Raw genomic sequence first — 19,851 nt, 5'->3', positions numbered from 1 at the left:
AGAACAGGAGTAATGGGTATGAGTGTGTGGAAACGGATTAAAGGGATAATAGCCAAACCTGAACCTCCTAAGGCAGAGAAAACAATGCTTCAGCTGGCACCTGGTGATATCTGTGAGGTTTCGCTGGTCACCTATGAAGTGGTTGGACGGGTACATCATCGAGCGCGGAATGCAGCTGTCCTCACGTTGCAGGATGGTACGGCAATCCGACATTTGCATATTGAAGAACGGGAAATGACCCGGTATGCCCTCTATACACCCATTGATGGCCGTCTTGATGCACCAGACGAGGTGCCTACGTTGCTGGATCTGGATGGACGTGCGTATCATCTGGAGGAAGAATACGGAGGAATGGTAACCACTGCAGGCAGGACACCCTATGGTCAGGCTGGGGAACAATTAGTATGGCAATATCAGTCTGATGATAACATGCTTTTGCGTGTGGAGTGGCAAGACAGAAGATTTACGCTGTATGAGGGTGAGTCCATTCTTCCTGCGGATATCAAAGTGATTCGTTCGAGCTAGGAGAGGTTCCAATGAAAAAGCGCTTGGCACATGGATTAAAATTAATGCTGGTCCTCAGCCTTGTGATGTCGCTGCTGTCCGCGTGCGGAGCACCTTCCGTTCAGGACACATATCCGCTTGAATCGGTCAGCGGCAGTGGTAACACGACATCCTATGTGTACCGAGCTGCCGATCGTACCGTTCCAGAGGTTGCTCAGGAATTATCTGAACAACGGAAGCCGGATCAGATCTCGGCGGAAAATACAGAGCGGATGTTCCTGGTGTATCAGGACCAGTATTATCATTTGCAGCAAGACCCGAATAAAGCGGAAGACACCTTGGTTGAGGTGGATTCCAAGGAATATGTTCGGAAGAATTATGATTCGTCATTTTTGCAAGGTTACTTAACCGCAACATTAATTGGTAATTTGTTTGATTCGTTTGGGGGTAGAGGGTCCGGTACGTATCGTGGTTATACGAACAAGGACACGTACAAACCAAGTGAAGGTTCTTATCGGACACCGACGAGTAAAGACAAAAAGGTTGCTCCACCGATTACCGTTGACCGAAAAGGGTCAATTACCCGGCGTGGCAGCGATAAGGATTCGAGCGTAGGGTCCGGTGGAGGATTATTCAGCCGAAATAAGGAACAAAGCAAAGGCACAATTGATCGTAATAAAAGCAGTGGCGGTCTTGGAGGATTGTTTGATTCACCCAAGAGCTCTTATAAAAAGCCCAAAACGAGGGTTGGCGGTGGCCGAATCATGAGGCGTAGGTAGCACATCTCTTGAATGGGGCCCGCAATATTAAATCATTCGCAGAAGAACAGTGAAAAGGTAAGGTGGAGCGAGCTATGCCACTGAAAATGACCTTGGAGGCTGTTCTTTTTGTTTTACGATTTGCGGACATGATGGGACTTTCGAACACGAGGAATGGTTGTGGCTGGTTGTTTGCGAATCCAGCGGATATAAGGAGCGATGCGCTCATCTTGCCTTAGGGCCTGTATCTCAGTTAAACCTAAGGCTATAATATCGCGATTGGTATACAGAGAATGAATTTGTTTGTGGCAAGGGATACAGAGATCGGCAGTAGGCATGTGCGTTCCGCCCATTTCCTTTGGTGTCAGGTGGTGGACTGTTGTCTCGACAGGCTCCCTTCCACATAATTCGCATCGTTGGTTCATCAAGGTCAGCTCCTTTTCTCTTACATATTATGGTCTGTGTATTCGTCTTTCATGTGAATGGGGGGTAGGAGAGTACTTGTCATGACCTGGCTTTCGGGCTACACTTTTTAATATGAACAAATGACTCAGGGAGGTTCTATCACCATTGAAAATAAATACACATTTAACGGATATGACGACTGCGAAATTTATCCGTAAAGCTATACAGGTGCCGGACGCGCAGGCGAAAGTTGCTGCTCATGTCAGATCGGGTTCAACAGAAAAAGTAACACTTGAACAAGCACATGGTCGAACGCTTGCTGAGACGATTCATGCTCCCCATCCTTACCCATTCTTTCGTCGTTCCGGAATGGATGGGTTCGCGATTCTAAGCTCGGATACGATTGAAGCATCCAGCGAGCAGCAGATTTGGCTCCGTATCATTGATGAAATTCCATGCGGATATACATCGGATCTTACGATTACATCCGGTACAGCTGCTCGGATCATGACAGGAGCTCAGATACCGGAAGGTGCAGATGCTGTTGTTATGATGGAGATGACTGAAAGCAAAGAAGAGCACGGGGAACAATGGATTGCCCTGAAGCGCCAGATTCAGCCGGAGGCCAACATTACGCCAATTGGATTGGAAGTTCATGAGGGCCAATTGCTGCTTGAAGCAGGAACGATTATTCAGGCAGGTGAACAATCCGTGCTGGCAACATTCGGCGTAGGCCAAGTGCCTGTATACAAACGCCCCAAAGTAGCCATTTTTGCAACAGGTACAGAACTGTTGGAAGTAGACGAGCCGCTGCAACCCGGGCGTATTCGGAACAGTAACAGCTATATGCTTCGTTCTCTGGTCGTTGAAGCGGGGGGCGAGCCGGTTATGTATGGTTCGATTGCTGATGATGTGGATACGGCACGTACGAAGCTTGCAGAAGCGCTTGAACATAATGATATGGTGGTCACAACAGGTGGGGTATCCGTAGGAGATTATGATATTATGGGTGACCTGGTTCGGGAAGGGAACATGGAGATGCTGTTTAACAAAGTGACCATGCGTCCCGGCAGTGTTACGACAGCTGCTGTAGTCAATGACAAGCTGCTCTTTGCACTTTCGGGCAATCCTGGAGCTTGTTTTGTCGGCTTTGAGTTATTTGTTCGGCCAACGATTCGCACGATGCAAGCTGATGCTCATCCATATTTGGAGGAATGGACAGCCATATTGGATGATGATTATACAAAGGTCAATAATTTTACGCGCTTTGTACGTGGACGAACTGAGATACGTAACGGAATGGTGTATGCTAAGCCTTCTGCCGCACGTGTGGATGAATCCAGTGTTATGATCACCATTAAAGATAGTGATTGCCTGATCGTTGTTCCGCCCGAGAAAAAAGGCATTCCTGCTGGTGAACAGGTTCGAATTCTCAGACTTCCCACGGGTCATGTCAGGTAGGTCATACATGTCTGTAATAAGCAGCACTTCACCCCATATCATGCAGATTGTTGGATATAAGAACACAGGCAAAAGCACCTTAATTGCTGCGCTTACCCGGTCCCTTACCTTTGCTGGACGAAGAGTGGCTGTAATAAAACATGATGGACACGATCATTTTGAGATGGATCACGAAGGAACCGATTCCTACAGCTTTGCTCAAGCAGGGGCCGATGCAGTCGTTGTCATGTCGGAGAAACGTACTGCACTCATTGAAAGACAAGCGACGTCGTTGGAAGACATGATAAAATATCTGTCACCGTACGACTGGATTCTCATTGAGGGATACAAACAAGCGCCATACCCCAAATTGGTCATGGTCCGTGAAGAGAAAGACCTCTCTCTATTAGAGACGTTACAGGATGTGGTCGGGATTGTTTCATGGCTGACGCATGACAAGAGTGAATGTATGGAGGAAAGAGAGGACCTCGTTTGGCATTCTGTCCATGAAACACAGGATATAGTAAGATGGCTGGTTTCGCTTGAGGGTCATGAAGAGAAAAGAAAATTATGACGAAATAATTATTATGTAAACTTGATGATATGAAATGTAAGGAAAAGAGTATGTTTTTATTAATTTTGCGAAGCAATAAATATAAAGAAGCGATCCTCGCAGGACATTCTCCTGAAAGAATCGCTTTTTTTAAGTTACCTTGTAAAGAATCTAACGAATCTAACGAATCTAAACGAATCGAATGAATCGGCTTGCTGAGGTGTATAAATAGACTATATCCCCTCATCAGTGCGACGTTCAATTGCTTCAGACATCGTTTTATCCGTGAGATGCGCGTAAATTTCGGTTGTTTCCGTAGAAGCATGTCCAAGCTGTTCTTTTGTTTTATAGATATCATTTTGCAAATAATAGTCGGTCGCAAAAGAATGACGCAATTTATGCACAGTCAGATACGGCTTCCCGAATTGTTTGGCGTACTTCATGATCATGGCCTGTATGGCCCGTTTGGTCATCCGACTTCCTTCGGAATCTCCATTGCGAAGAGCGATAAACAAGCCTTTTTCCCGTTTGGGTGTGCGGTAACGTGACTGGCGCAGATTGATATAAGTTGCGAGTTCATCCTTGGCTTGTTCTCTAAAATACACGGGCGTCTTAAATGTCTCATCATTATTACCTTTGCGATATACATACAGCAGCTTATTGTTGAGATCCAGATCATCCACGTTCAGGTTCACCACTTCAGATACACGCAAACCCGAATTCAGAATGAGGCTGGCGATACAGGCATCCCGTTCTTTGTTTAGCTCGTGTGAGTAAATCGCCTGTTTGTTCTTTTCCATATCCACGGCATATCCTTCAAGGATGTATCCGATAAACTCCAGTAACTCTTCTTCTTCCAGAAGTTTACCCTTTAGTTTGGCTGCTGTATCTTTGGGTTTATGGGTACGTTTGATCTCAATTTTCGCCATAATGTTTCGTTTCAGCAGGGGGTAGAAATCTTCGTCTTCTGCAATCTGACTTAAATAATGAAAGAGCGAACGCAGAGAAGAAAGTTTACGGGAAACCGTGATTCTGGAGTTGGCTCCTTCACGCTTGGTGGCCAAAAATAATCGATATGATGTCACTGATTCCATTCGAAGGACTTCCAGTTCAAGCAATGTAACTTCCTTATTAGAGCTTGCCTCGGATAATCCTTCTGCGCGTAACCAACCAAAGAAGGCTTCATAATCTCTTAAATATTCAAGCAAAGTAGAAGGAGATAAATCGGGTAATTTATAGTCAATGAATTGCTGAACGAACCAAGGCATGGAAGGCAGTTTGTCATCCAGCTTGCGTCGGTCAATCTCTTTTTGCACATTGGTCAAGTTCGGCACCCCCATGATAAAATAATTTCTAAAATATGCTATATCCTATTTTACCATATTTAAATCGTCACAGCCTGTTCTCCAAACCGGAATAAGCAGATTCATGCTTCCTTGCCCTTGGCGGTGTAAAGCTTTAAAGTATGAGTTATAAGTAGAGCAGAGGAGGTGAACCGGATGAATATAAAAATAGAGCTGGTTCCCCGGGAACGCAGTCAGGTGATTCGGCACTTAATGCAATTTTATCTATATGATTTTACAAAATATCTGAATATTGATGTGGACAGCAACGGTATTTTCCCGGAGTATCCCGGTTTGGACGCTTTTTGGTCAGAGGAAGATCGTAAGTTTCCTTTTTTGATTACGAGTGATGAGGCACCCGCTGGGTTTGCATTAGTAGAACGTTGTGAACCAGGCAGCAAAGATAATGACTATTATTTGACCGAGTTTTTTGTAATGCAGAAATACCGGCGTAGTGGAGTGGGTACCCGGGCAGCTTATGAGCTGTTTGAACGTTTTCCGGGAAGGTGGAAAGTAACCCAGGTTCGCAACAATGTCATTGCTCAAGCATTCTGGCGGAAAATCATAGGGGAATACACGGGAGGCCGCTTTCGTGAGAAATTTCATCCTGAACTGGGGAACCCGAGTCAGTTCTTCGTAACCTGATTCAACGGATGTATCCGTGTTGGAGGACATAAAGTAAGATGAACAAGTGGGTGTAATACCCACCATAAGGGTAATACATACCGAAGACTAATTTGTACTATATGTACTTTCATTATCTGTAACCAAATTCACGAAGCTTGGAGGAAATGATCCATGGAACTGCGTAATTACGGAAACACTGGCATGAAAGTAAGTACACTTGGGTTTGGTGGGGCGGAGATCGGCAAGAACGTATCCAAAGCAGATGTAGAAACATTGCTAAACAGTGCGTTGGATGCAGGGTTAAACGTCATTGACACGGCTGAATGTTATGGGGATAGTGAAGAGTTAATTGGAGATGTGCTGTCACATCGCAGAGACGATTATTATTTGTTTACCAAATGTGGACATGCCGCTGGGGTAGATGGCCCAGATTGGGACGCCAAAGTATTAGAGCAAACGATTGACCGTAGCCTTAGAAGACTAAAAACGGAATACGTTGATGTAATTCACCTTCATAGTTGCTCTGAAGAAGTACTTCGGCAAGGAGCAGTCATAGAAGTGCTGCAACGAGCCAAGGAAGCTGGGAAAACAAGGTTTATTGGATATAGCGGCGATACGACGGATGCCCTTTATGCGATTCAGACAGGCGTGTTCGACAGCTTGGAAACCTCGCTGAACATTGCCGATCAGGAAGCCATCGATCTGACGTTGCCTGAAGCGAGAAAGAGAAATATGGGGGTTATTGCCAAACGGCCCATTGCCAATGCGGCATGGACGTATGACTCGCTTCCGGAAGAAGCATATGCCTTTGTATATTGGAAACGTTTGAGCGAACTTGGGTATGGTTTTCTGGGCAAAGATGCACAAGCAGCCGTTGAAACCGCATTACGTTTTACGCTCAGTACAGAAGGGGTAGACACGGCGATTGTGGGTACAGCAAAACCTAACCGTTGGCAGCAAAATGCCGATCTTGTCGCCAAGGGAGCTCTGAGTAAGGAGTTATATGACGAGATTAGAGAACGTTGGAAAGAAATAGCGGGAACTGACTGGACTGGACGAACTTGATTCTTTCAGCTATAAAATAGCGTGAGATATGCCAAAGTCGCCTTAATGGCGGCTTTTTTATTGGCAAAAACCTTATATTTTCATTATATGAAAAATTCACAACAATAAAAGCGAACTGGCTATGTCCATAGGGAGGGGGTGCTTCCGCCATATTTCCATTCAATAATTATGGGGAAATTTAATCGTGTAGCTTAAAACGTTAACTCACCTGCACCTTTCTTCGCACACTATATTATTATTTCAACATATGAAAAATTCACAATAGAAAAATCAATTTACGCTCCCCTGTACATATCTGCATCTCCACTACGTCATCTCACCAACCCGTTATAACGAACTTCCTTATCCTCGGCTTCATGTCAACACTGATTTGCAATTAATATTGCCAGATGATTTCGAGAATAAATGGCATGGCTAAAATAAAATGCAAAACAAACCTTCGGATAAGCAGAAAGAAATCCCTACGCGGGGCTATGCGCCCTGCATAGGGTTTTGGTTGGCTTATCTGTTTAGAGCGATTTATAGTCACGAATAATGACATCTATGACATGCTTTCCCCAATTCGAGGCTTCCGAGCCTGGTTCATTCCAATGGTAGGAGATGAGTGCTTTCCACAAAGCCCAGCCACGGGCACGATTAACCGTATCTTGGTCAACATTCATGGAGCTTAAGAATATATCACGACTTACATCATCAAAAAAGTTCCATGCCATCACAAGATCACTAGATGGATCGCCCGCGCCCATAGTTCCAAAATCAATGACTCCGCATAGTCGTCCATCTTGCACGAGCAGATTACCTACCGCAACATCACCATGGAGCCATAACGGTGCCGCTTGATATTTCGTTGCCAGGGCAAGCTCCCATATTTCAGTCATAAGCTTTGGATCGTATTCGCCGGATACCTTTCCAATGACAGTCCTTGTATCTGTATCGTAAACCGCTAAGTTCCCGCCGCGATGAAAATTTTGAATGCCTGCGGGTATGCCGTAACTAGCATCAATGGCTTCGAGTTCTCTCAGAAATTTAGCGAGGTCTTCTGCAAAAACGCTTAGGTCGATTACGTTGGTATGCGTGACGGTCTCGCCTGCGATCCATTGGTTGATCGACCAGGGAAGGGGATAGTCGTCCGAAGGTTCACCTTTTGCAATGGGAGCTGGAATGGGCAAGGACAGAAGAGGCTTGAAAACTGGAAGCCACGTCAGTTCTTTTTCTACAGCAGAGGCGTAACGTTCATGACTGGGTAAACGAATTGTCATTTCGTCTCCCAATCGATAGGTGCGGTTATCGTGCCCGCTTTTTTCTACGGGTGTTATCGTTAAGCCTCTCCATTTCGGAAATTGACTATCGACTAATTGACGAACCAGTTCAATCGTAATTTCAATCATGTTCTCGCCTCATTTTCTATTAAATGGATGGGTTCTAACGTTAGTACATAAATTTTAACAATTTGTCTTGATCTTATCAAAGGGAGAAAATCGTCTAAAACCAAATGAGGAGGGCAGACCCGGAAAAACCCTTATATTTAGCGATTTTTTAGTTGGTAGAAGCCCTGTTATGAGTAGAATATCATAGGTTTTTATCCCTTGACATAAAATGTCATTATAAAGATAATAATTGTAACTTTGGAAGAGGGAGGAGAAATCAAAACCGAATTTAGGTTTGATTTGAATGCATATGTAAGCGTAATAATTTCGGTTGTACCTCACACAATGTTCACTTTAAAGGAGTGTAGTCATGTACGATAAAATTGTAGATATTTTGTGCGCTATCAAAGAAGACCAACCGGAACTACGCCAATCCCTATCCCCAGCAACGGAACTGAATAACGATATTGGTCTCGATTCTCTGCAAATGATCCAGTTTATGCTCAAAGTCGAGGATCAGTTAAACGTAATCATTGACTATGACGAATTCGATTATGAACATCTCCAGTCTATCGACACATTTATTACCTTTCTGAAAAGCTGCCAGTCTCAAGAGCAATCATTGTACGAAGATGTCCAGAAGTGAGGCCAGAGTAATTCCAACGATCGTTATGGGGACATTTGATCCGGAAACGCGATGGAGGGATCCGGACTTAGCCAAGTTACCTGCTATGCCTGATAAGGACAGGGAATCCATTGTCCTATGTATGGACGAGCTGTTATTTCCTTTTTGCGGACCTGACGATATCCTCTACACCCGCTGCAAAATCGATCCAAAGCTGTACGAGTATCTGAATGGGTTAGGTTTTTCCTTTCATAGCCGTTATCACTTTGATTTGAACGATGAACAGAATTCCTTACCCGAACCGGACGTTTTCAAGCAGTGCATGTTCAGTCTTGCTTCAGACGATCAACAGCGTGAAGCGATGTTGACCCACAACGTAAAACAGCTCTCTCCTTATGCCATTACGGCTGATACGGAGGAGTACCTGCGTGCCGAAGGGTCGTTGGGGTCTTTGCCCAACCTTGAGACGGTTAAGTATGTAAATTCCAAATTTTACTCCAACCGACTGCTGACCAGGATCGGGGAAAAGTGTTATGGCACAGAAGTGAACAATGTAGTAGAAGTACAGGCTGTCGGAAATACGTTACTGAAGCGAGGGGCGTATTTGCTGAAAGATCCATTCGGTGTTTCCGGCAAGGGCAATATTCTCATTGAAAATGAAGCCATGCAGCGAAGGATAGCAGAGCATCTGGATAAGCAGGAGAGAAGAGGATTGCGCTCGCAATTCCTGCTGGAACCACTACTGAGAAAAGAGATCGATTTCAGCTCACATTGGTTTATTCATAAGAGCGGGGAGAGAGATTTCATTTCCGTTCAGCGAATGATAAATCAGCAGCAGAATTACGGCGGTTCTATTAGAGCAGATGAGGCTTTGCTCCTTCTGCTGGAGAACGCAGGTTATTTTGATACGATGGAAAAGGCACTTCGGATATTATTCGAGGATGGATACCATGGCTTCGTGTGCTTCGACTCCATGATTCTAGAGGACGGCGATATTGTACCCATTGTTGAGATCAACGCCCGCAAGTCCATGGGCCTTATTAATGCTTATCTCGATAAAGGCTGGAAAACGTACGGCCATAGCGGTCTACTTACCTTCCTTTCTCTCGGCCTACCTGAAGGCTTCACGTTCGGAAAGTTGCTCGACGCTTTGCATGTATCCGGTCTTCTATTCAAAGGGAAAGATGAGTACGGAATTATGCCTATTTCATCTAACACCGTAATGGTGAATGAAATTCTGACCTCTCGACGTATTTCCGCGGGAATCCAGAGTCATCGGGGTATGCCGAAGGGACGATTGTATATCTCGGTCGTGGGCCGTAATGACGAACATCGCAGTGAACTGATCGTGAGTCTGAGGCAGGTACTCGCTGACTTGTCCATTAAGGTGTACAACTAATTCTGGAATGCGGAGGCTGCGCATGAATTCATCTTCGGTTACCCTGCTTGCGTCAGGCAATTCGCTTGGTGCATACATTCCGGCTATGCATCTAAACACGTACCTACAAGATAGAGGTGTTAGAACAGAAGTTCACGTTCTGGAGAACCTGTATCATGAAGAAATCAGGTGCAAAATTAATTCCACCAAAAAAGCATTTCATGCCGATTTCTCTGTTGCCCTTATGGGGCATAAACTGGCTAAGCCTGTAGACTCTTCCCTGAATGAAGCGGAAGTCCAGTTCCTGTTGGACTCATGGATACGTGATGGGGTATCTCATTTTGCTGTGTTTACCGGTTTTTGGCTTCCGATCCTGGAGAGGTACAAAGCCATTGCGCACACGCCTTTGGATATTCAACTGATCCGCTTGGACGTGTGCGATACGCCATCGTTTAAGGTACACAAGTCCTTGTATCCGGACTACGAGAACGTTTGGCTTTACGAGCCTTCAAGGTTGTCTCCAGACTTCTATATTGCCTCAGATGAAAAGGAGCTTCTGGCTTATGCACAGCGTGACGGGCGCATTCTGATCCATGGCGGCGGCTGGGGGATAGGAACATACGCGTCAACGATTGCAGAGCTTCGTCAATTTGGTTATTTGCTGGATGTGATCGTCTACAATCCTTCCGAGGTGGAGGAGGACGATGAGAGCACACGCTACTTCGGAACAGAGGTTTCATGGAATCCGTGGAGTCGGGATGCCCAGGGGCGGCATTTGTTTCCACCAATGAATCGATATGTGCGTGAAGAGGGCATTCTTCGGGCAATTCCGCTCCGTGATTACTCTGCTTACACGGATCTGATGCGCAATTGCGCTGCCATTATCAGCAAGCCCGGAGGAGCGACACTGAACGATTCGTTGTCCTACGGAATACCTTTTGTCATGTTAGAGCCGTTTGGTGACCATGAGCTTCAGAATTCAAAGTATTGGGAATCCTGTGGTTTCGGTATCCGATTTGCGGAATGGAAAGCCCTAGATTACTCGGAACAACATCTCGAAGAAATGTACGAACGTTTACTGGAGCAGCGATCAAAAATCAATCATTTGGGGAGGAAAACGCATGCAGCCGAAAACAGCAGTTACGTTTGATAAGCTGACATTCCAAAATATGAAAAGAACCCTCGTTCCACTCGCGGAAACGGGAAGGAAACGCCGGGAGGACCCGACGTATGCCGCACCCGTGCCTTATGAGATCGGAATCAAGCTTAATAACGGCTGTAACCTGCGCTGCAAGCATTGCTTTGAATGGAATCCAGATGGCTTCCATCACGGCTTTGCCAGTGAAGTGAAGAGAGACGAAATCGAGATTCCCGTCGTGGAGAAACTGCTCGCCGAAACGAGAGAACGCAAATCACGTGTGTTCCTGTGGGGCGGAGAACCGCTATTTTACTCTAAGTTCGATGAACTGGCAGAACTGCTGGCTAAGGAAGACCGGCATACGACCATTTGCACAAACGCGATTCTCATTGAACAAAAGCTGGATTCCATTTTGAAAATGTCTAAAAATTTAGTCATGCTGGTCAGCCTGGAAGGATTCGAGAAGGAGAATGACGCGATTCGGGGTAAAGGCACTTTCAAAAAAGTGATTCACGCCATACAGCTGCTGTTGGATCTGCAAAAGCAGGGCTTGTACAAAGGCAAAGTGTCCGTAGCCCTGACAGTAAATGACCAGATGGTCGATCAGCTGTATAGCTTGATGGAATTCTTTGAAGAGCTGGGCGTTGATTCCGTGTACTTCTGCTTCCCATGGTACATCCCTTCCGATACGGCGGAAAAAATGGACACCTACTTTGATGCACACTTTCCACACCTTGCTTCCCGCTTTGCGAGTGACCACAAGAATAGCTGGCACTCTTTCACGTTTCACATCTCACCGGACCGTTTCGACACATTAATCGAGGAATTTAAACGAGTCAATTCACGAGTGTGGAATGTACGTATCCGCTATCAGCCTGCGCTGGAGCCCGAAGAGGTAGAAGGTTTTATTCGAGGTAGCGAAAAGCCAGCCATGAATCGGACCAAGTGTTTCTCGATCTCGAACCGGATGGACGTGATGCCAGACGGTAAGGTCAATCCATGCAAATTTTTTCCGGAATTCAGTGTCGGTAATTTATACGAAGAAAGTGTGGCCGATATTTTCCACGGTGAGGATCTGCGAAAACAACGCGAGATTCTGGCCTGCGGTCTGACACCGATTTGCTCCAAATGCGTGCTTCTGTATAACAACGGAGTTTAATCGCTTTAACTTTAGCCGCCAATAAGGGAAAACATGCAATCATTCAGGAGGAGCGGGGATGGACTTTATCCGTGTACGGGAACTGCACAAATCGTTCATATATTACCGGAAAGAAGCAGGACTCAAACATTCACTGAAAAACTTATTTGCTCGTAAATCACTTGTGAAGGAAGCGGTTAAATCCGTTTCCTTCGATATCGGCCCCGGAGAGTGCGTTGGATTTCTGGGTCCGAACGGAGCAGGTAAAACCACAACGCTCAAAATGTTGTCGGGCATTCTATATCCCACAAGCGGAGAAGCCGACGTACTTGGCTTTGTACCTTGGGAGCGAAAGAACGAATTCAAACGACTGTTCTCCATTGTAATGGGTCAGAAAAATCAACTTTGGTGGGACCTTCCTGCGAGCGATTCGATTTATTTGAACAAATGTATATATGACGTCGAGGATAATCTCTATCGTCGAAGTCTTGCCGAACTATCAGAGATGCTTGATGTGCAAGACTTGCTGGATGTACAGGTTCGCAGGCTGTCCTTGGGTGAACGTATGAAAATGGAGCTAATCGCCGCTCTGATCCACCGACCAAAGCTGCTGTATCTTGACGAGCCAACGATCGGCCTGGATTTCCCCTCTCAGAAGAGGGTGCGGGAATTTCTGAAATACTATAATGAGCAGTTTGGCGCCACGATCCTGCTGACGAGCCACTACATGAAGGACGTGGAGGACCTGTGCAAGCGGACAATCATTATTAACGAAGGAAGTCTTCTGTATGACGGAGATCTTCATAAGATTAATGATCTGTTTGGCGATCACAAAATTGTAAAGTTGCAGTTCTCGGAACCGGTTGCCGAGCAGCGGCTGGCCAAATTCGGAAAAATGATCAGCGCAGACGACTACAGCGTTGTTCTGGAACTGCCCAAACACCGTCTAAAAGAAGTGTCGCGTGCTATGCTCGATTCGTTTCCAATCGTTGACTGGACGATTGAGGATGTGCCGATCGAGGAGAGTATATCGATGCTCTACCAAAAGGAATCCGTCGGATGAATGGACGCAAATTGTATACGGCTGTATTTTCGATGGGTGTGCAGCAATCGATGGAATACCGATTTCACTTCTTTCTCGGTCTTCTCGGAGCCGCGTTTCCGATTCTTGTCCAGTATTTTATATGGACTGCGGTGTACCAACATTCCGGCGAAACGGCGCTATTCTCGTATTCATATAATCAAATTATTTTGTATACGATCTTGGCGGGCTTGGTTTCCAAGCTGATCGCTACCCAGTTCGAGCACCAGATTGTCGATGACATCAAGAACGGCGGTCTCAACAAGTATTTGATCAAACCGGTTAGTTACTTCGGATATCGGCTAGTATCCTTTTTCGGACAGAAGGCGATCTATTACGGCGTTACAGCTGTGCTGCTTGTCGGGATTATCTGGATATCATCTGCCGGTGGTGTGCTTGAGTTCCAGATCATACGGCTAATCTTGTTCGTCGTTACGTTGTCGGGGGCGCTATTGCTCAATTTCTTGATCTCTTATTGCATCTGTGCAAGTGCTTTTTATCTAAATGAAATCTCTTATTTTTTCGTCATTACGAGTCTGCTCGTGAATATTCTGAGCGGAGGTATGTTTCCGTTGGAGATTTTCGGGGATTCGATAGTGGAGGCACTTCAGTACACGCCGTTTCCGTATACCATTTATTTTCCGGTCAATGTGCTCAGCGGCAAAACGGAAGTGGCGGCGATGTATCAAGGATTGCTCATCCAGTTGGGGTGGATACTCCTGTTCTTATGGCTATCCCGTCTAACGTGGCGCATATCCATGAAGAAATATTCAGCGGTTGGGGGGTAGCGGAGATTCCATATGTTTAGAGTCATGAGAAAATACGCACATTTGTATGGCATGTTCATCAAAAATTGTCTCATTGCCCAGATGGAGTTTCGGGGTAATTTCATGATGAGCCTGCTGGTGGAATCCGTCTACCTGCTCGCCAAACTGTTATATGTACTGGTTGTGTTCCGAACCGATCTTCACGTCGACGGCATACCGCCAGAAGGGCTGCTTCTATTTATAGGCATGCACACCGTGGTGACAGGAATGTACGTGGGTCTGTTTTTCACCAATTTCACGAAAATTCCGGAATATATTAAGGACGGCTCACTTGATCTAATGTTAACGAAGCCGGTTTCTCTTCAATTCATGGCTTCTTTGCGTTATGTCGATCTGGCGCTGCCAATCCCTGATATTTTAGTTGGTTTCGTCATGATTGGCATTGGCTGGCATGCCATGGACATACCCCTGACGTTTCTCCAGCTAGCCGGGTTTATGCTGCTGTTATTCGTGTCCGTTATCATCACATACTGTCTAATGATTATCCCTGCATTGCTTTCATTTCGGTTCGTTCAGACGGGCTCTGCATCGGAGATTGCTCATTCCGCCTGGGACGCCAACAATTTTCCAATGGCAATATATCCAACTTGGGTCCGGCGGATCGGTACCTTTGTCATTCCGCTGTTCCTGATTACCAATTTCGGGCCGATGTTCCTGCTAGGACAGCTCAGCTGGCTCTATACAGGACTGGCGTTGGTCGCTTCGCTTATACTCTTCACAGTTATACGATTGCTCTGGAAACAGGCTGTAAAGGGATATAGTAGTGCAAGCAGTTAAGGGGGAGAAAGAATGAATGCTGTTCAGCTGCCCGTGTCAAATCCGCCGCTTAAAGGATTTCTGAGGTGGGCTTACACGCTTTCGATTACCAGTGCACATGAGGAAACGATTCCTTGGTATTACAGCAACTTCATTCAGTTGTCCTGCAAGAAAACCTTTCTGGAGGATGGCAGACAGTTTTATATCGATTTTTTTCGGGGCAAACCCAACGAACTGAATTTCAATAATCCATTTCTACTCACATGCTCTGTGAATTATACGATTCTGGAGCATTTGGCGCTGGACGCCTGGCCCCAATTTTTCGCGGATCAGATTCGCAGCGGCTATTATTGTGTCGTGTTTTTGGACGAAGCGAAGCTACCGCCAGCGGCGGCCTATCAGCAGGAACCGTTTCCTCATCATCTTTTTCTGTACGGTTTCGATTGGGACAATCGTTTTTTTGATGCTTCCATGTTCGACCATACGGGAGTTTACCGCAATGTACAGATTCCATTCACGGAATTCCTGGATGCTGTCCATTCCATGAGACATCTGCTCAGAGAGGGGCTCACCGCGGATCATCACACTTATTTTTACAAATACGAGCCGCATTCTCCTTATCCTTTCGATAGAATCGTAGCACTCGACCAACTGCATGATTACCTGAACGGAGAGACTCATCTGAATCGCATTAATTACATTCCTGATGACGAACAGGCTTTCGGAATTGACGTCTACGACTATTTGCAAATGTACTATGATGCGGTAGAGAGCAACGATCCTCGTCTCGGTGACCGTAACGATGTAAGGCATCTTCATTTGCTCTGGGAGCACAAAAAAATGATGAGTGAACGGATTGCCTACTTGATCGATGAGGGGATGATCCCCTACGACGAAGAACTTGTGAATGGTTATCAGGATATAACCACCAGGGCAATGAAGCTAAGGGATCAATACATCCGTCATGAAATTCGTGAAGACAAAGCCGTGTTTGCGAAGGTAAGACTCCGGTTGGAGCAATTCCGCAAGGAAGAGCCTGTTCTGCTGCAAAGACTGATTTCATTGCTCGAAAAGTAAATAAAGAAGGCTATTCCTCGGGGAGGAACAGCCTTCTTTATTTATATTCATAGGCTCACGTTAGCCTTATTATGATTCTTTATGACTTATTCAAACTTGAAATCATCATCCGTCAGAGGTTCTACATTCAGAGTACGAATATACCCATTGCCTTTTTTAGAGAAAAAGTCGTGCTGTTTGGTATGTGTACTGATTCCATTTAACACAATCGGGTTAACTTCCTCGTCTTCAAATAATGGCTCAAAACCGAGGTTCATCATGGCTTTATTAGCATTATAACGAAGGAAGGTTTCCACTTCTTCGGTCAAATGAATAGGTGTATATAATGCCTCCGTATATTGCAACTCATTTTGATGAAGAAGCTGTACTAGATCAACCAAACCTTGATACACATCGTTCCGCTGCGTTTCATCAAAGCTCGCGTATATTTCCTGGGCCAATACCCCCACATATACACCGTGAATACTTTCATCCCGCAGAATCAGATCAATGATCTCACCACTGCATGTGAGTTTGCCTTGTCCAGCTAAATAGAGTGGATAGAAAAATCCGCTGTAAAACAAATAACTTTCCAAAAGAACGGAGGCCGCCATCGCCATATACAGATCTTTTGAAGTTTCAATGTTCATGTAATACTGACGTATAACCGTCGCTTTGGTTTGCAGATATGGATTTTCTTCCACCCATTTAAATACACTGTCAATTTCTTCGGTTGATGCCAACGTGGTAAAAATACTGCTGTATGATTTCGCATGAATTTGTTCCATCATCGCCATAAAACTAAGTACGGCTTTGCGTTGCAGTCCATCGACATGCTCCATAATCTGCGGCATACCTACACCGCCCTGGATCGTATCCAGAAGGGTTAAGCCTCCCAAAACTTTCATATAAGCGTCTTTTTCTATATCACTGAGCATGCCCCAGGTCATTTTATCATCGGATAAAGGAATCTCGTCATCGGTCCAAAATTGCATAATATTCTGATTCCAGAACATCAGAGTGAAATCATCATCCGCTCGATTCCAGTTCACAGCTTGAATTGCCGGCATGGTAAATCATACTCCAATCGTAATACCCTAAAGGGAAATTATTTATATTGAACAAGCAATGCATTCTTCCATCGTCAGCTTGTTGGTTCTTGTATAATACAGAGATTTCAACCCTTTATGAGCAGCATACAGGTAGCAGCGAGCCAACTCCCGCGTGGATACATCACTGTTTACATGCAGAATGGTTGAGATGCCTTGATCCACATGCGGCTGAATCTCCGCAATCAAATCAATTACCTTGAATTGATCCATTTGATACGCTGACTTGTAATAGAAGACATTATCCTTTTGCAAATAGGGCATTGGATAATACGTGGTTGAATTGGCATAGGTCCGTGTCTCAATTTGTTCCACGATGGGCATTACACTGGATGTTGCGTTTTGGATATAAGAGATGCTGGCCGTTGGAGCAATAGCCATGCGATAGGCATGATAGAGGCCATTTTTCATCACTTTAGACTTAAGCAGGTTCCAATCTTCAGGAGACGGAACAGCAATTCCGTTGAACAATTCTTGTACTTTCGATGTGGTGGGACGGTAATCCGTAGTCACATAACGATCAAAATATACCCCAGTCGCATAGTCCGATTCCTCGAATCCATAGAACCGTTGACCCGTTTGCTCTGAAAACTCCATACTTTTCTCCAGAGAATGATAATTCATGGTCATAAAGAAGGTACGTACAAAATCCTTGGCCTCCGAGCTCTCATAAGCAATCCTGTTTTTGGCTAAGTAACCGTGCAGATTCATGGCACCCAAGCCAACGGAATGCATTTCGGAATTGGCTTTTGCCACACCGGGAGCATTGGCTACATGTGTCATGTCGCTGACGGAGGTTAGTGCGATCATTCCCTCATGAACGGATTCCTTGATCTTGCCACTCTCCATAACATTAACAATATTGAGGGAGGCCAGGTTGCAGCTGATATCTTTGCGGATAATATCCGGTTGACCATAGTCTGTAATTTCAGAAGTTTCCTGGAGCTGGAAGATCTCTGTGCAGAGGTTCGACATTTTGACTTGTCCTACGTTTTTCAAGGCATGTGCTTGATTGGCATTGGTTTTATTAATGATGTAGGGATAACCGGATTCAAGTTGAGTCATCGCTATTTTGGTCAGCATATCCCGTGCACTGAGCGATTTCTTCTTCTTCACGCGGTCGTCAGCCAGCAAGGTATCATACATCACGTCCAGATCCATATCATCCAAATGTGTTCCATACGCCTTGTAGACACTATAAGGTGCGAAGAGGTACAGGGGCTCATTATCTTGAGCCAGCTTATAGAAACGATTAGGGACAATAAGTCCGATAGAGAGAGTTTTCAGCCGGATTTTCTCATCCGCATTAATCTTTTTGCTATCCAGCAGTTCCATAACGTCCCAACCGAAAATATTATAGTATGCTGCACCAGACCCCTTACGTTGACCCATCTGATCAGCGTAGGAGAAGCCATCTTCCATCAGCTTGAGAACAGGCGTGATGCCTTTAGCAGCACCTTCAACCCCTTTAATGACTTCACCACGAGCACGCAACTTCGACAGGTTGACAGCCACTCCACCACCGATTTTGGATAACTGCATACAAGTGTTTAGTACATAGTTTATGGAGTTCAGTGAATCATCCATTTCAAGCAGGAAGCAAGAAACCAGTTCACCGCGCCGACTTTTTCCCGCATTTAGAAAAGTAGGGGTTGCCGGTTGAAGACGCTGTTCCATCATAGAACGAGACAGCAAACAAGCCGTATCAAAGTGTCCTTGACCCAGATGAAGTGCTACGGCTGCTACTCGATCCGCATATTGCTCAAGGTATGTTTTGCGGTCATATGTTCTCAATGCATAATCAGTATAGAATTTAGAAGCTGCCATATAGGAAGGAAAGTTATATTGATAGCCATGCGTAATTTCAAATACGGTTCTAACTTGGTCAGCTGTATAGGAAGCATAGAAATCTTCGTAATAATCATGATCAATCATGAATTTGACTTGATCATCAATGTTGGCAAACGCCATGCTTTTATTTTTGATTTCTCTCATAAACTCCTCTACAGCCTCTTTATCCTTATGTAACTGGAAGAAGCCATCAGAGTCGCGCTTTAGCAGCATGTTATTTAATTCAATATGACGCAATGCGGCTCACCTCCTGTTCAAAATACTCCACATCTCTCTTGGAGCCCGATAATTCAAATTTACTAATAACCGGGACGTTATAAGATGCAGATATTAAATCTGCACTTTTGGCAAAACGCTCACCCCAGTTACGGTTACCGCTGGCGGCCACGCCAATCAGGTATGCAGAGTTTTTTTGCAAAAAAGAAGACACCTTATCAGGTATCTGTCCAAAACCAGTTGTATATGTCACAAGTACGTACGGTTCATCAATCGTCATTTGATTCTGAATCTGAACAGCCGGCAGTTGAAGCTTGGAAATAAACCTCTTAACATTCCCGGTTATAGAATCATACACAATTAGCACTATCATATCCTCCTTGACAAATGAAAGGTGATCAAAAACAAACACTATATATAGATCTATTTCTTAATTTTATATCAATATATAGCTTTGTCAAATGCTTATCGGTATCAATTTTGTGAAAAACCGGATGAATGGGCTCTATTACTAGGTTTAAAAATTTGTGGCTTAGTAGATATCCATATTCGAAGACACGATATTTGGTGCATGAGAGAATTATGATTGACATTGAGAATTGTTATCATTTAGA

The 19,851-nt window shown here is 44.9% G+C and carries 20 protein-coding genes; 14 read left to right on the top strand and 6 right to left on the bottom strand.

Annotated elements, in window-relative coordinates; all coding sequences use genetic code 11:
• The first annotated feature begins 18 nt into the window (after positions 1-18).
• Positions 19-525, top strand: coding sequence for a DUF4178 domain-containing protein (locus tag BLS14_RS08955; protein WP_063562808.1), 507 nt, complete (start codon positions 19-21; stop codon positions 523-525).
• An 11-nt stretch (positions 526-536) separates the two neighbouring features.
• Positions 537-1,283: a DUF4247 domain-containing protein gene (locus BLS14_RS08950; RefSeq protein ID WP_090951171.1), complete on the top strand. Its 747-nt coding sequence runs from the start codon at positions 537-539 to the stop codon at positions 1,281-1,283.
• A 113-nt stretch (positions 1,284-1,396) separates the two neighbouring features.
• Here the strand turns inward: BLS14_RS08950 and BLS14_RS08945 are convergent, their stop codons facing one another.
• Positions 1,397-1,687 (bottom strand): restriction endonuclease, encoded by a 291-nt coding sequence (locus BLS14_RS08945; protein WP_079693907.1) that lies wholly within the window; start codon positions 1,685-1,687, stop codon positions 1,397-1,399.
• A 172-nt stretch (positions 1,688-1,859) separates the two neighbouring features.
• Between BLS14_RS08945 and glp the strand changes: the two genes are divergently transcribed.
• Positions 1,860-3,128 (top strand): molybdopterin molybdotransferase MoeA, encoded by a 1,269-nt coding sequence (glp, locus tag BLS14_RS08940; protein WP_090951748.1) that lies wholly within the window; start codon positions 1,860-1,862, stop codon positions 3,126-3,128.
• A 7-nt stretch (positions 3,129-3,135) separates the two neighbouring features.
• Positions 3,136-3,681, top strand: coding sequence for a molybdopterin-guanine dinucleotide biosynthesis protein B (gene mobB / locus BLS14_RS08935; RefSeq protein WP_176854444.1), 546 nt, complete (start codon positions 3,136-3,138; stop codon positions 3,679-3,681).
• A gap of 212 nt (positions 3,682-3,893) precedes the next feature.
• Here the strand turns inward: mobB and xerS are convergent, their stop codons facing one another.
• Positions 3,894-5,000, bottom strand: a complete 1,107-nt coding sequence (xerS, locus tag BLS14_RS08930) for a tyrosine recombinase XerS (RefSeq protein ID WP_064637202.1) — start codon at positions 4,998-5,000, stop codon at positions 3,894-3,896.
• A gap of 159 nt (positions 5,001-5,159) precedes the next feature.
• Here xerS and BLS14_RS08925 point away from each other — a divergent pair, with 159 nt between their 5' ends.
• Positions 5,160-5,648 (top strand): GNAT family N-acetyltransferase, encoded by a 489-nt coding sequence (locus BLS14_RS08925; protein ID WP_076289151.1) that lies wholly within the window; start codon positions 5,160-5,162, stop codon positions 5,646-5,648.
• Between the two features lie 153 nt (positions 5,649-5,801).
• Complete coding sequence (locus BLS14_RS08920; protein WP_090951165.1) at positions 5,802-6,695, top strand: aldo/keto reductase; 894 nt, start codon at positions 5,802-5,804, stop codon at positions 6,693-6,695.
• Positions 6,696-7,204: 509 nt separating this feature from the next.
• Here BLS14_RS08920 and BLS14_RS08915 read toward each other — a convergent pair.
• Positions 7,205-8,083, bottom strand: coding sequence for an aminoglycoside phosphotransferase family protein (locus BLS14_RS08915; protein WP_079693904.1), 879 nt, complete (start codon positions 8,081-8,083; stop codon positions 7,205-7,207).
• Between the two features lie 349 nt (positions 8,084-8,432).
• On the opposite strand from BLS14_RS08915, the gene BLS14_RS08910 reads away from it, so the two are divergent.
• The 8 genes from BLS14_RS08910 to BLS14_RS08875 all read left to right on the top strand — a co-directional run bounded on the left by BLS14_RS08910 (position 8,433) and on the right by BLS14_RS08875 (position 16,082).
• The gene (locus BLS14_RS08910) at positions 8,433-8,708 is read left to right on the top strand and encodes an acyl carrier protein (protein ID WP_064637210.1); all 276 of its coding nucleotides are present in this window, start codon (positions 8,433-8,435) and stop codon (positions 8,706-8,708) included.
• An 85-nt stretch (positions 8,709-8,793) separates the two neighbouring features.
• Positions 8,794-10,086, top strand: a complete 1,293-nt coding sequence (locus BLS14_RS08905; RefSeq protein WP_256336312.1) for a hypothetical protein — start codon at positions 8,794-8,796, stop codon at positions 10,084-10,086.
• Between the two features lie 22 nt (positions 10,087-10,108).
• The gene (locus BLS14_RS08900; protein WP_090951160.1) at positions 10,109-11,215 is read left to right on the top strand and encodes a glycosyltransferase family protein; all 1,107 of its coding nucleotides are present in this window, start codon (positions 10,109-10,111) and stop codon (positions 11,213-11,215) included.
• A complete protein-coding gene (locus BLS14_RS08895; RefSeq protein ID WP_063562798.1) occupies positions 11,187-12,362 on the top strand; it encodes a radical SAM protein in 1,176 nt (391 codons plus the stop codon). The genes BLS14_RS08900 and BLS14_RS08895 overlap by 29 nt, the downstream gene beginning before the upstream one ends.
• A gap of 58 nt (positions 12,363-12,420) precedes the next feature.
• Positions 12,421-13,404, top strand: a complete 984-nt coding sequence (locus BLS14_RS08890) for an ABC transporter ATP-binding protein (RefSeq protein WP_090951156.1) — start codon at positions 12,421-12,423, stop codon at positions 13,402-13,404.
• On the top strand, positions 13,401-14,210 hold the full coding sequence (locus tag BLS14_RS08885; RefSeq protein WP_063562796.1) for an ABC transporter permease: 810 nt from the start codon (positions 13,401-13,403) through the stop codon (positions 14,208-14,210). Before BLS14_RS08890 ends, BLS14_RS08885 begins: the two co-directional genes overlap by 4 nt.
• 24 nt (positions 14,211-14,234) lie before the next feature.
• Complete coding sequence (locus BLS14_RS08880; RefSeq protein WP_256336310.1) at positions 14,235-15,026, top strand: ABC transporter permease; 792 nt, start codon at positions 14,235-14,237, stop codon at positions 15,024-15,026.
• 12 nt (positions 15,027-15,038) lie between these two features.
• Positions 15,039-16,082, top strand: coding sequence for a hypothetical protein (locus tag BLS14_RS08875; protein ID WP_063562794.1), 1,044 nt, complete (start codon positions 15,039-15,041; stop codon positions 16,080-16,082).
• A gap of 86 nt (positions 16,083-16,168) precedes the next feature.
• Here BLS14_RS08875 and nrdF read toward each other — a convergent pair whose 3' ends face one another.
• Genes nrdF through nrdI form a run of 3 tightly spaced genes read right to left on the bottom strand, consistent with a single transcriptional unit; the run spans position 16,169 to position 19,604 of the window.
• A complete protein-coding gene (gene nrdF / locus BLS14_RS08870) occupies positions 16,169-17,131 on the bottom strand; it encodes a class 1b ribonucleoside-diphosphate reductase subunit beta (protein WP_064637224.1) in 963 nt (320 codons plus the stop codon).
• Between the two features lie 42 nt (positions 17,132-17,173).
• Positions 17,174-19,258 carry a class 1b ribonucleoside-diphosphate reductase subunit alpha gene (nrdE, locus tag BLS14_RS08865; protein WP_090951153.1) on the bottom strand — a complete coding sequence of 695 codons (2,085 nt, stop codon included), beginning with the start codon at positions 19,256-19,258 and terminating at the stop codon, positions 17,174-17,176.
• The gene (nrdI, locus tag BLS14_RS08860) at positions 19,245-19,604 is read right to left on the bottom strand and encodes a class Ib ribonucleoside-diphosphate reductase assembly flavoprotein NrdI (RefSeq protein ID WP_063562791.1); all 360 of its coding nucleotides are present in this window, start codon (positions 19,602-19,604) and stop codon (positions 19,245-19,247) included. Before nrdI ends, nrdE begins: the two co-directional genes overlap by 14 nt.
• Positions 19,605-19,851: the final 247 nt, after the last annotated feature.

Origin of the sequence: Paenibacillus sp. OK060 (assembly GCF_900101205.1) — a bacterium.
GTDB lineage: Bacteria > Bacillota > Bacilli > Paenibacillales > Paenibacillaceae > Paenibacillus > Paenibacillus marchantiae.
The sequence above is the reverse complement of the archived record's forward strand: the minus strand, read 5'-3'. Positions and strand labels throughout refer to the sequence as shown.